The following is a 13,071-nucleotide window of genomic DNA, read 5'->3' as shown; positions in this document are numbered from 1 at the left end:
CTATGGTCAGAAGTCAGGGAAAGGAATCGCCTTATGCCTACGTCTTCCACCGATACCGACCCACCGCCGACGGACGCCTCACCAGACGCCCTTTCGTTCGAGACAAAATTTCGGCTCCTCTTGGAAATCACCCGCACCATTAGTCGCTCGCTCGACTTGGATGAAACGCTGTCGCTCATCATTGATTCGGTGAAGTCGTTTGTTCCCTACGACGCCGCCGCCATCTACGTCCTTGAAACGAACGGCCGCGACCGGCGCATCCGGGCGACGGTGTACCGTGGGTACGATGAAGCGTCTATGGAGCGGCTGCTGCGTTTGGGCGAGGGTTTTGTCGGGTGGGTGGTGCAGTCGGGCGGGGCCATCGTCATTCCAGATGTACGCAACGACCAACGCTACATCAGTTCCGACCCGCTTACGATGTCGGAAATCGTGGTGCCGATCATCGCCAACAACCGCATCATTGGAGCGCTCAATCTCGAAAGTCGGACGCTGGACGCCTACAAAGCCGCCGACTTGGAGGTGCTTACGCTCTTCGCTTCGGCGGCGGCGATTTCCATTGAAAAAGCCATCCTGCACCAAGAACGACTTGAAAAACGCCGCCTGGAAAGCGAACTGGCTATTGCACGCCAAGTGCAACGCAGCCTCCTTCCCGACAAAGCTCCGACGGTAGAAGGATTTGACATTGCCGGTCTGACCGTGCCCAACGAAGCCGTCGGCGGCGACTACTACGACTTCATCCCCTTCCCAAACCATCAGCTCGGTATCGCCATCGCCGACGTATCCGGTAAAGGGATTCCGGCGGCGCTGATTATGGCGACGTTTCGCGCTTGTCTGCGCGCCCAAGTGCGAAACGACTTTTCCATCCGGGTCATCCTCCGCAAGGTCAACTATCTGCTCTGGGAAAGTTTGGACAGCTCACAGTACGTCACCGCCATTTACGGCGTCCTTGACCCTGTAAGCCGCCGCTTCAGTTACGGTGACGCCGGCCACAATCCGGCGCTCCTGATGCATGCGGACGGTACGTATGAGGAGCTTTCCTGCGGCAACACCGTGCTCGGCCTCTTTGAGGATCGCAAGTACACGGAGTGCTACTGCAACTTACGGCCGGGCGACGTGGTTGTTCTCTATACCGACGGCGTTACTGAGGCGGGGCAGGACGGCGAAGAGTTTGGCCTCGCGCGCCTTGTGGAGACAATCCGCCGCCATCGGCGCGCTTCTGCGCAGGAACTGGTTCAGACGATTTATCAGGAGGCGCGGACGTTCGCCGGCCCGGCGTCGCTGAACGACGACCTGACGGTGGTCGTCATCAAGGTTCTTGAAACGCCGCCGAAGGCGATGTAGAGACAGCGCCTGAGTGTTACTTCTCGTAACACTTCCCCGACGTCGCCGAAGCGACCAGCGCGCCATGTTGCGCCTGAAGCCGTTCTTGTCAAGCATCCGGTGACTAGGCTCGGATGGCACGAGCTTTGCCTGAAGGGAATGCGGTTGAGCTTGGTTGGTACAGTGGAGGTTGTCAGCGATGCGGATGTCTGTTGTTTTACCTGCCGCCCGACGCCTGCGGCTTCGTCGGGCGCAGCAATCGGGCGTAACGCTGATTGAGCTTATTTTGGCGCTGGTGATCCTGTTTGTTGGGATGTTCAGTGCCTTGGCGTTTATGTCTATTGCGCTGACTAGCTCGCTCAACGCCAACAAACTGCTGCTGGCGCGCAACCTTGCGGAAGAAACCCTCAATCAGATTATTATGATCCGTGAGATGAACGCCTTCGGCGGCCTTCCCGATCCGGAAAACCGCAACATCAACACCTTCCGCCGCCTGAGTAACCGCGCTGAGATCAACGGCATTTTTCCCGCTGTTTTCCGGCCGGTCTACCAGAATATCGGCTGGGACATGATCCGGGCAACCGATGATGACAGTGGGCCGCCTGACCCGCGGTACGAGGGCTTTGAAATTCGCGTTTTGGTGCGCACGTCGGATGCAACGCGGCCAAACCAAGGTAATCCGACGGGGCCGCCGCTTCCTATCTGTTTCGACCGTGAGTATGACAACAACTATGACTTAGCGGATGAATCCAACTGCCCGCTAGAAAATCCCGGGGATATAGTTAAGCGAGTTATAGTACAGGTTCGTTATCCCTACACCCGTGCGACGGGCAGCGGTCGGCGCACCGTTCAGCTTATGACGCTTTTGACACAACCGCCTTCGCAGATTCGCGGCATTTAGCTAGGCAACGAACTTGCCGACGCTTTGGGAGGACACAGCTTCCCAGAGCTGTGTCCTCTACAACTTTTTATTGACGGCGAAGCTGCGCCGGGGTTGCGTTTGCGTCGCCGCTTTATTCTTGGTGAAACGCCCGCAGCAGCGCGTTGACCTGCTCCGGTTGGTCTTCCTGGGGGCAGTGTGAAGCGTTCGGCAAAATTTCCAGCCGTGCCTGCGGCATTACACGGACCAGTTGCTGACCCCGAATTGGTGGGACAAAGGTATCCCGTTCGCCCCACAGCAATAGCGTTGGCTGCGCGATGCGCCGCGCCATAGCGTCGTCCATTACGAAGTCGTAGAACCGCTTCGTCACCTCGAAGACAATCTCACGGTTTTCCGGCGCGAAAAAGCATTCCCGGTAGTGCGCAATGACCTCCGGCGTAACGGCGGCCGGATTGGCGTAGAGCCGGTGGCGAATGTTCCACTCGACGACACGCTGTTGTACCAGTGCGTCGAACAAGGCGCGCCCAATCAGCGGCGTCCGCATCAGTAGAAACGGGAAGTTGACGAATAAGCTTTGCAAGTAACTTGACGCGCCGGCCGAAGCAATCAATGCCAACCGTGATACCAAATCCGGCCGACGGTCAGCGACATGCGCCGCCACGAGACCGCCGAGCGAGTTGCCGGCCACAAGCGCCGGTCGTCCAATCACCGCCTCGATGAAGGCAATGATTTGGGCTGTCCAAAGTTCTACCGTGTAGGCTGTGTCACGCGGTTTGTCCGAACGCCCGAAACCAAGCAAATCGGGGGCAAAGACCCGAAAGTCCGCTTGGAGCGCCGCGACCTGATACCGCCACGTAAAATGCGACGTGGCGTGACCATGGATGAACACCACTGGCGGCGCGTCGGGAGCGCCGGCGACTTGGTAAAAACAGCGCCGTCCGTGCCAGTCAAAATACGCTCCGTCGTACATCAGGGATTGACCAACCATCCAACCGTCCGATTGTCGCGGTGCAGGTAGGTCGCCGCCGCCTGTTGGATGTCCTCGGCTGACACCTGCCGCACACGCTGCAAGTAAGCGTCAAGGTAGCGATACCCACGCGCGTCCTCAGTTACGCGCGGGCCGCAAGCGATGGTTTCATACTCGCCCAGCAGCATCGCCTGATTGAGAATTTCCTCATTACCAAGAATAAACTGCGCTTCGGTCTGGCGCTTAGCCTTGGCCAACTCCAGGTCGGTCGGCGGCTCTTGAGCCAGCCGCTCCACTTCTTCAGTGATGGCGGCTTCGACTTCAGCCGGGGTATGGTCGGGCTTGATCTCGGCTGAAATTGTGAACAGCGACGGGTCAATGTGCTCGGCGTAATGCGCCGTGGCGAACGTCACCGATTCGTCCTGCTCCTGCAAACGCCGGTAAAGGCGCGATGTGCGCCCGTAGGACAGCAGCATTGCGGCGACGTGTAGGGCATAGGAATCCGGGTGCGCCACTTCCGGCGCGTGATAGCCAATCGTAAGTCGCGGTAGCGGCGTCGGCTTTTTGACGGTCACCCGCTTTTCACCGCGCTGAGGCGGCTCGCAAGCATGGGGCGGGTCGGGAAGCGGACGCCTTGGCAACGCCCCAAAGGTCGCTTCAATCCGGCGCAGCGCCTTTTCCGGGCGAATGTCCCCCACGACGACCAGCGTGGCGTTGTTCGGGCCATAGTAGCTTTCATAGTAGCGCCGCATGTCGTCCACCGTAAGGTGTTCCACGTCTTCGCGCCACCCAATCGTCGGAACATGGTAAGGATGCTGCCGAAAGGCCGTCGCCCAAACCTCCATCTCAAGCGCGTCAAAGGGGCTGTCCATGTACATTCGCAGCTCCTCTAGAACGACTTGCTTTTCGGCTTCGAATTCAACCGGGTCGAACGCTGCGTTCTGCGCTCGGTCGGCTTCAATCTCCAGCGCCACTTCCCAGCGGTCGGCGGCAAAGGTGAAGTAGTACGCCGTGAAATCCATCCACGTAAAAGCGTTGTTGCGACCGCCGTTGACGAGCGTCAGGCGGTCAATCTCACCCTTGCCGAGGTGCTGCGTCCCCTTAAACATCATATGCTCAAGGAAGTGCGACAGCCCGGTTTTTCCAGACGGCTCGTTGCGCGACCCAACACGATACCAGATCATGGTGGACACAATCGGGTTTGATGGTACCGCTTTGAGCAAAACCGTCAGCCCATTGGATAACACGTAGCGTTGCACGCCAGCGGTGAGGAGCGAAGTTGAGGCAGGTATAGTCATCATTCTCTCTCAGTTTTTATCGGCGGGTCTGTCTGTGCTGGCAATTTACGCCAACCCCAACGCCGCGACGAACCATCCATCCGATGCGGCTTTCCATGCCGGATATAAGGACAACGCCGGAAGCCGTCAGCCAGCCCGTCTGCGCAAACTCCGTACGCGACTCTGCAAAACCAAGAGAGCCCGGCGCTTATCACCGGGCGCGGCCGCAAGGAGGCGACCTGCACTCCGTTCACCACGTTGTTCGCTGACAACCTTCTAGCTAGAAAGCGGTAGCCATCCGCTATGCGTCCGCGCGCCTTACGCCCGCCGCCAGCGCGTCGTCCCATCCTTGCCGTCTTCAAGAATAATCCCCTGCGCGGCCAGTTGCGCCCGAATCTCATCCGCACGGGCAAAGTTTCGCGCCTTACGGGCAGCCGACCGCTCCGCAATGAGCGCTTCAATTGTCGCATCCAGCAACGGCGTCTCCGGCGGATCAAGAATTCCCAGCACGGTTTGTACGTCGTCAAACGCCGCCAGCGCCGCTGTTTTGAATGATTCGGTCAGTTCCCCGTGCGCCAACGCGATGTTGACCGTTGTCTCCAGTTGCGCCGTCGCCGCCAGCGCCTCGGCTGTATTCAGGTCGTCGTCCATAGCCGCCCCAAAGGCGTCGCGGATGGCGGCGATCGTTGCGGTCGCATCATCCGTCGCCTCGGCGGCGACCGGCCGTGCTTCCCGCAGGCGGCGGACGGTTTCATTTAGGCGCTTGAGCCGGCGCTCCGCCGCCTCGACACCTTCGAGCGTAAAGTTGAGCGGCTTGCGGTAGGGGACGGCCGCCAACACGTAGCGCACGGCGCGCGCCGCATAGCCGCGCTCCAGCAGGTCGCGCAACGTGTAGTAGTTGCCTTCCCGCTTGGACATCTTGCGCCCGTTGACGAGAAGATGTTCAGCGTGTAGCCAGTACCGGACAAACGGCTTGCCTGTCGCGCCTTCCGACTGGGCGATTTCGTTTTCGTGGTGCGGAAACATCAAATCCACGCCGCCGCAGTGAATGTCAAACGATTCGCCCAGATACTTCATCGCCATCGCCGAGCATTCGATATGCCACCCTGGCCGTCCCGGCCCCAACGGCGAATCCCAAGTCGGCTCACCCGGTTGCGTTCGCTTCCAGAGGACAAAGTCGCGGGCGTCATCCTTTTCGTACTCGTCCGCCTCAACGCGCTCGCTCGCTCCGGCGATATTGCCGGCCAGTTTGTTGCCTGACAGCACGCCGTAGCGCGGAAACGACGCAATGCGGAAATAGGTCGAGCCGTCGCTGTGGTAGGCGCAGCCGCAGCGCACCAGCCGACCAATCAAATCAATCATTTCTGGGATGTGCTCCGTAGCGCGCGGCGCGACCTCTGGGCGCTCGATGTTGAGCGCGTCGGCGTCCTCCCAGAAATACCGGATGTACTTTTCCGTAAACTCACGCAGCGACTGACCGGCGGCGCGCGCATCGCGGATGATCTTGTCGTCCACGTCGGTCAGGTTCATGACATGGAGCAGGTCGTAGCCGCGCCACTTCAAGTGGCGACGGAGAATGTCCACGAAGACAAAGGTTCGGAAGTTGCCAATGTGGGCGAAGTTGTACACCGTCGGCCCGCAGGCGTACATCCGCACCCGCCCTGGTTCGAGCGGGATGAACGGCTCGCGGGTTCGGGTCAGGGAGTTGAAAAAGTGGACGCTCATCGCCGTTTCTCCACTGCGAACACCCAGATGCTACACCGTCGCACGTCCGGTTGGCAGCTTATTCACCGGCCACGAGATCAATGACGGCTTCGGCGTAAAACTGAATGCGCAACCAGAGCGTCCACAGCAACGCTCCGGCGACGACCACTAAACAGCTCCATGCAAACAGGTCGCCTACGACAACGTAGGGCGTTGTTTCCGGCGACGCTGGCTGCACCGTCCACACGCGAACCTCCGGTCGCCCCTTAGGCGTCGTGGCGCGCAGGCGACCGTCGGCGTCAATTAGTGCGCTCACGCCATCATTCGTCACCCGGACAAGCGGACAGCCGGTCTCAATCGCCCGATAGACCAGATGTCGCAGATGCCGCTCGCTGCCGGGCGTCGGGCCGAACCAGCCGTCGTTCGCCAGATTGATCAGGAGATTCGCCCCCTGCCGCCGAAACATCCGGTGCAGACTCGGAAAAGCCGACTCAAAGCAGACGCCAACCCCCAGCCGGATGTCAGCGTTGAGGGGCAGCGTCTCAATGCGCGCGCCGGGGACGGCTTCGGTCGCCAGCGTCGGCAGCTTGATTGGCAGGTAACGACCGAACGGGACATACTCGCCGAACGGCATCAAATGCGTTTTCTGGTACTCCGCTAGTCGCCCGTTTGGCGCATAGAGGACGGCGGCGTTGGCGAAACCGTCGCCGACAGGGCGTGTCGCATTGGTCAAAACATACGCCCCTTCGCCTAGTAACGGGAGGAAATCAGCTTCTGCGCTAGGCGCGCCCAAATCAGGCGCAAGCTGTGACTCCGGGAACACCACCAGTCTGACAGTCTCCGGTGAAGCCTGCTGCAACCCCTCGACCGCCAAGGCGCGCTGCCGGGCGTAGGCGCGGGCGTATTCGTCAGCCTGCGCCGTTCCCTGCGGCGCACATGGTTGCACCGCCACGACCGTCAGCCTCGGCGATGCGCCAGAGGTGGGCGGCGTCAAAGTCCTCGCCGCCAGCATTGGAATGAACAGGGCCAACGCGCCAGCCGCCAAACCTGCGACAGCGAAACGCGGCTGCCGCCAAGACCATCCAGCGTAGGCGACGCTGGCGGCCGCCGCCGCGAGCATCGCCCCGACCAGATAATGTCCACCCAGTGTCGCAGTGCGCGCCAACCACAGCTCATAGGCGACGGCGTTGGCTAGCGGGTTCCATCCGAAGTCCATCAGTTCGCCACGCACGTACTCGCCGGCGCACCACCATGCCGGAACACACCACCAGCCGAGCAGGGTGTCCCGGCGCGTCGTCACGTGGACGCCCCACGCAAACAATGCTGTTGGGAGCGCTGCAATCCCGGCAGCGATGATAATCAGTACGTGCGCAACGAGCGTCGGCAGGTGACCGTACACGATGAGCGAATGGGTCGCCCACCAGCTTGACCCGTAATAGAAAAGCGTCCCGGCGAACCAGCCAAGTAGGGTCGCCGTCGTCGTGCGTTCGACGGCGACGACCGCCCACAGCAGCGGCGCGAGCGCCGTAAGCGCCCACGGCAGGCCGGATGGTTGAAAGGCTGCAAGCATCAGTCCGCCCGTCGCCGATGCGAGCGCCCACGGATATAGCGGGGTTAGGTTCGGAAACCGCACGCGCCAAGACGCAGCGACGGGAGCCGTGGACGGTGACGCCATTGCGGTTAGTCGTAGTACTCAAGTCCCAAGTGCGTGATGAGGTCTTCGCCGCGCAGGTGGCGGAGCGTGTTCTTGAGCTTCATCAGTTGAATGAAGACGTCGTGCTCCGGGTAAAGCTGTGGCGCGACCATCGGACTCTTGAAGTAAAAGCTCAACCATTCCTGAATGCCGCGCATCCCGGCGCGCTGCGCCAAATCCAGAAAGAGCGCCAAATCCAGCACCAGCGGCGCAGCTAGAATTGAGTCCCGACACAGGAAGTTAATTTTGATCTGCATCGGGTAGCCAAGCCAGCCGACAATATCAATGTTGTCCCACCCCTCTTTGTTGTCGCCGCGCGGTGGGTAGTAGTTGATGCGTACGACGTGCGAAAAATTCTTGTACAGCTCCGGGTACAGTTCTGGTTGCAGGATGTATTCGAGCGCCGACAGCTTGGATTCTTCCTTGGTTTTGAACGATTCCGGGTCGTCGAGCACTTCGCCGTCGCGGTTGCCAAGGATGTTGGTGGAGTACCAACCCTGCAAGCCCAGCATGCGCGACTTTAGCCCCGGCGCGATAAGCGTTTTCATGAAGGTCTGGCCAGTTTTGAAATCCTTGCCGCAAATGGGGACGTTGTTCGCCTGAGCCAGTTCAATGAGCGCCGGAATGTCCACCGTCAGATTAGGCGCACCGTTGGCGAAGGGGACGCCGCACTTGAGCGCCGCGTAGGCGTAAAGCATCGAGGGGGCGATGCTTTTGTGGTTGGCCTTCATCGCCGTCTCAAACGCCTTGAGCGTCCCGTGGTGCTTAGGCGACGGCGCAAGATACACTTCCGTGGACGCGCACCAGATCATCACCAGCCGCGTACACTGGTGCTGCCGCTTGAAGTTCTCAATGTCGGCGATGAGCTGCTCGGCTAGTTCATACTTGTTAGTAGCCGGCTTGACGTTCGAGCCGTCCAACCGCCTGACGTAGTTGCGGTCAAACGCGGCCGGCATCGGCTTGATTGTGGAGAGCACTGGCTTGAGCTCTTCGATCAGCGAGCGTTCCAACACACCTGCGTGCAGCGCCGCCTCGTACGCTGAGTCGGGGAAGATGTCCCATGCGCCGAACACGAGATCGTCGAGCGTCGCCAGCGGGACGAAGTCCTTGATGCGCGGGTTGCGGTTTTCGGTGCGCTTACCAAGCCGGATGCAGGCCATCTGGGTCAACGAGCCAATCGGCAACGCCAGCCCACGCTTGACGGCTTCGACGCCAGCGATGAAGGTCGTACTGACCGCGCCCAGTCCCACTAACAGGACGCCAAGTTTGCCTTTGGGTTCAGCAATAGGGGCAGGGCTAGGTACGGAAGTTTTGTTTTTTTCGGTCATGAATGAAGAAGCCTCACAAGGAAGAAATGCCTGCGCCATGTGCGCGAAGATGCGTAAGTACCACAGACCGGACGGGAATGAACACGTAGCGCGCGCAGATAGAGGGCGCTCGCACTCCGCCAAACTTTTTCGCTGGCGACGGCCTCATAACAGGGTGACGGCGGCCGCCGACCGCCAAGATGGTTCGTGTTGAGGAGAAACGCCTATGCCTCGTCCGTCCCAGAGGCTGGGTTTTGCTTTTGCCAGCCTCCTTTGTCTCTGTGCTCCACCGACGCCGTTGGCGGCGGTTTCGCTCGACGCGTCCCTGGTTAAGACAACGACGACGCTCACGGAAGACCAGCGTATTCTTCACGTCCTCAATCGGTTGGGGTATGGCCCACGTCCCGGCGATGTGGAGCGTGTTCGTCGGATGGGGTTGCGCCAATACATCGCCCAACAGCTTCACCCGGAAATGATTGACGACAGCGCGCTGGAAGCGCGGCTGAAAAAGCTTCCGATGCTCAACGTTCCGACGGCGGAGTTGGTCAAGCTCGAAGCGCAGGCGCGCGAAATGCGCCGCGAGCTTGTTCGCAGGAACGGTGACGAACCGCTGAATGCGGCTGGTGATTCACCCGTCAAGCGCTCCCCTGAAGAGCGCAGGCGGTTACGTGAACGCTACCACATGGCGTTCGGCGACGGTCGCGAGCCGCGCCGCATAGTGAGCGATCTTCAGCAGGCAAAGGTTTTGCGCGCCGTCTACAGCGAACGTCAGCTTCTGGAAGTCATGACCGACTTCTGGTTCAACCACTTCAATGTTTTCGCTGGCAAAGGGTTGGTGCGGGTCTTTTTGAGCGAGTATGAGCGGGATGTGATTCGTCCGCATGCCTTGGGTCGGTTTGAGGACTTGCTGCGCGCGACAGCACACAGCCCGGCAATGCTGTTTTATCTTGACAATTGGCAATCTGTGACGCCTGACCTCAAGCCGCCTAGCGACGGGCGGCGTTCACCGGCCGGCCTACGCCCCGGCATGGGACGCCTTGGACAGTCGCCGCCGGGTTGGGGCGGCTTCGGGCGTGGCCGTTTGGGTCGGGGCGGCGTCTTCAATCAGCGAAGCGGCGTCCGCCGACCGTTCCCGTCGCCGCCGACCACACCGGCGGCGCGCCCGCCTCTCAATCCCGGCAATCCCGGCGCGGCGCAACGTCGCCGGCCGGGCGTCAACGAAAACTACGCCCGCGAGCTTCTGGAACTGCATACGCTGGGCGTGGACGGCGGCTATACGCAAAAAGACGTACAGGAAGTCGCCCGGTGCTTTACGGGCTGGAGCATCCATCAGCCGTTCGGCGACCAGCGGCGCAACCGCCTCGGACGCTTTGACGCGCCGGATTTGCCGCCCGGCTCGTTCGTTTTCCGCGACTGGGCGCACGATCAGGGCGAAAAGGTTGTGTTAGGCGTCAAGATTCCGGCCGGCGGCGGCAAGCGTGACGGCGATACGGTGTTGACCTTGCTGGCGCGGCATCCTTCGACGGCGAAGTTCATCGCTACAAAGTTGTGCCGGCGATTTGTAGCCGACGAGCCTCCGGCGTCGCTGGTGACGGCGGTCGCCGCGACGTTTGAGCGGACACAGGGCGACATCCGCGCCTGCCTGCAAACCATCTTTGACGCGCCGGAGTTTTTCGCGCCGGAAGCCTATCGCGCCAAAGTCAGAACGCCGCTCGAACTGGTCGCCGCCGCGCTGCGCGCAGTGAACGCCGATATTAGCGACGCGCAGGCAGTGGTCGGCGCGTTGGCGCGACTCGGCATGCCGCTTTACGGCTGCCAGCCGCCGACGGGCTACAAGGATGTCGCCGAAGCGTGGGTGAATACGGGCGCACTGCTCAACCGGCTCAACTTTGCGTTGGTGTTGGCGAGCGGCAAGCTGCCTGGCGTAAAAGTTCCGGAGGCGTCCGTCAATGCCGAAGGGGCGGCGCTCGTTGACGCGCTGCTGGCGCGCTATGTCGGCGGTGAAGTTTCGCCGATGACGCGCACAGCACTGCTGGAAGTCGTCGCGGATCCAACACAGCTGAAGGTGCGCAGACCAGTTGCGACCGACGCCGACGCGATGGCTGTCCCTGAAGAAGAGGATGACGACATTGAGGAAGGCGACGACACGCCGGCGATGCGGCGGAGCCTGCGCACGGCGGGTAAGCCGTTCGGCCTCGGCGTCACACCGGCGATACGCCGCTACGATTTGGCGCTGGAGGCGCTGGCGCAACCCGGCGCAACCTTGCCGCTGACGGCGCAGTTGACCGGCTTGATTCTTGGCTCGCCGGAGTTCCAACGTCGTTAGGTTTGGTGCGCGGGCGTTCGCCCGCCTTGGTGCAACAGGAAGCCTATGACAATGCTGATTTCTCGTCGTCACTTCGCGCGCTTTGGTGCCACCGCCCTTGGCGCGACGGCTTTGACGCTGCCGATGTTCGAGCGTCTGCTCCATTTGCGGGTCAGCGCCGCACAGAACAACGTCACGCAACCCCGCAAGCGACTGGTGGTGATTTTCCAGCGCGGGGCCATGGACGGCCTCAGCGCCGTCGCGCCCTTCACAGATGAGCATTACCGTCAACTTCGCCCGCTGCTGGCCGTTGCGCCGCCCAAGCGCGGCGACCAGACGACGGCCCTTGATCTTGACGGCCGATTTGGTCTGAGTCCGCATCTGGCGGCGCTTCTGCCGCTGTTTCAGGCGGGTGAGTTGGCGATTGTTCACGGGGTCGGCTCGCCGGACAGCACGCGGTCGCACTTCGACGCGCAGGATTACATGGAATCGGCGACGCCCGGCCGCAAAGGGACGCCGGACGGCTGGCTGAACCGCTACTTACAGGCCGCGCCGCTGAGGTCGGCGTCGCCGTTTCGGGCTGTTTCGCTCACGCAACTGACGCCGCGCGCCATGCAGGGCAAGGCGGAGGTCGTCGCCATGGCCGATTTGCGGACGTTTGAGCTACGCGCGGGCGGCGCGACGGGAAAGGTGACGGCCGGTTTCGAGGAAATGTACGCGCAGGCGGCGGCCGACGCCCTACGCGGCACGGGACAGGATACGCTGGAGGCCGTTCGTTTTCTCAAGCGCGCCAATCCGTCGCGTTTGCAACCGGAAAACGGCGCGACGTATCCGAACTCGCCGCTGGGTAACGCGCTGCGACAAATCGCGCAGCTTGTCAAGGCCAACGTCGGGCTTGAGGTTGCCTTTGCCGACTGCGGCGGCTGGGATACGCACGCCAATCAGGGCGCGCCCGGACAGCCTTTCGGGCAACTCAACCGGCTGCTGCGCGACTTCGGCAGCGCGATCGCCGCCTTTGTACGCGACTTGGGTCCGGAGCGCATGCGCGATACGGTGGTGCTGACGATGACCGAGTTTGGACGCACCGTACGACAGAACGGCGCGGGCGGTACGGATCACGGGCGTGCGTCGTGCATGTTCGTGGTGGGCGGCGGCGTACGCGGCGGACGAGTGTATGGCGACGTGCCGAAGCTGGCGCCGACCAATCTGGCCGACGGGCGCGACCTGCCGGTGACGACCGATTTTCGCGCTGTTTTAGCGGAGATTATTGTACGGCACTTGGGATTGACCGATCCGTCTCCGGTCTTGCCGGGCTACGCCGGCAAAAGCTTCGTGGGTTTATTCGGCGCGCCTTCCGCCTAAAGTAGTTTCCACGTAAGTGGAACGACGCCCTGACGTGAACTGCGTCAACGGTTTGGAATGCGGCGGCTTGACAGTCGCCGCAGCAATGCCTTTCCGCCCGCAAAGCAGGCGACACAAGGTCATACCTGCCTGTGACGGGCGGGGGCGTTCCGCTGCTTTGTGACGGCGTGGCTTGGTAGTCCGAAGCCCGCGCCGTGCTTTGGCACAGTGAACGAATAATTGCCATATCCAAGCGAAAACTGCTAAGAAAAGCCAA

Annotated in this window: 9 protein-coding genes; 4 read left to right on the top strand and 5 right to left on the bottom strand. The window is 61.4% G+C overall.

Annotated features, from left to right (window positions below):
• The first annotated feature begins 33 nt into the window (after positions 1-33).
• Together NZ585_08895 and NZ585_08890 are read left to right on the top strand one after the other, a co-directional pair.
• Complete coding sequence (locus tag NZ585_08895; protein ID MCS7080153.1) at positions 34-1,341, top strand: SpoIIE family protein phosphatase; 1,308 nt, start codon at positions 34-36, stop codon at positions 1,339-1,341.
• Positions 1,342-1,519: 178 nt separating this feature from the next.
• Positions 1,520-2,221: a prepilin-type N-terminal cleavage/methylation domain-containing protein gene (locus tag NZ585_08890; protein MCS7080152.1), complete on the top strand. Its 702-nt coding sequence runs from the start codon at positions 1,520-1,522 to the stop codon at positions 2,219-2,221.
• A 112-nt stretch (positions 2,222-2,333) separates the two neighbouring features.
• Here NZ585_08890 and NZ585_08885 read toward each other — a convergent pair whose 3' ends face one another.
• The 5 genes from NZ585_08885 to NZ585_08865 form a co-directional block, all read right to left on the bottom strand.
• A complete protein-coding gene (locus tag NZ585_08885; protein MCS7080151.1) occupies positions 2,334-3,188 on the bottom strand; it encodes an alpha/beta fold hydrolase in 855 nt (284 codons plus the stop codon).
• A complete protein-coding gene (locus NZ585_08880) occupies positions 3,170-4,468 on the bottom strand; it encodes an insulinase family protein (protein MCS7080150.1) in 1,299 nt (432 codons plus the stop codon). The genes NZ585_08885 and NZ585_08880 overlap by 19 nt, the downstream gene beginning before the upstream one ends.
• Positions 4,469-4,762: 294 nt before the next feature.
• On the bottom strand, positions 4,763-6,169 hold the full coding sequence (gene cysS, locus NZ585_08875) for a cysteine--tRNA ligase (protein ID MCS7080149.1): 1,407 nt from the start codon (positions 6,167-6,169) through the stop codon (positions 4,763-4,765).
• 58 nt (positions 6,170-6,227) lie between these two features.
• Positions 6,228-7,823 (bottom strand): apolipoprotein N-acyltransferase, encoded by a 1,596-nt coding sequence (lnt, locus tag NZ585_08870; GenBank protein ID MCS7080148.1) that lies wholly within the window; start codon positions 7,821-7,823, stop codon positions 6,228-6,230.
• Between the two features lie 5 nt (positions 7,824-7,828).
• Positions 7,829-9,169 carry an inositol-3-phosphate synthase gene (locus tag NZ585_08865; GenBank protein MCS7080147.1) on the bottom strand — a complete coding sequence of 447 codons (1,341 nt, stop codon included), beginning with the start codon at positions 9,167-9,169 and terminating at the stop codon, positions 7,829-7,831.
• Between the two features lie 205 nt (positions 9,170-9,374).
• Here NZ585_08865 and NZ585_08860 point away from each other — a divergent pair, with 205 nt between their 5' ends.
• Together NZ585_08860 and NZ585_08855 are read left to right on the top strand one after the other, a co-directional pair.
• Positions 9,375-11,474 (top strand): DUF1800 domain-containing protein, encoded by a 2,100-nt coding sequence (locus tag NZ585_08860; protein ID MCS7080146.1) that lies wholly within the window; start codon positions 9,375-9,377, stop codon positions 11,472-11,474.
• Positions 11,475-11,519: 45 nt separating this feature from the next.
• Positions 11,520-12,815 (top strand): DUF1501 domain-containing protein, encoded by a 1,296-nt coding sequence (locus NZ585_08855; protein ID MCS7080145.1) that lies wholly within the window; start codon positions 11,520-11,522, stop codon positions 12,813-12,815.
• The last annotated feature ends 256 nt before the right edge of the window (positions 12,816-13,071 follow it).

Origin of the sequence: Chloracidobacterium sp. (assembly GCA_025057975.1) — a bacterium.
Lineage (GTDB): Bacteria > Acidobacteriota > Blastocatellia > Chloracidobacteriales > Chloracidobacteriaceae > Chloracidobacterium.
This window is presented reverse-complemented; position numbering and strand designations above follow the sequence as displayed.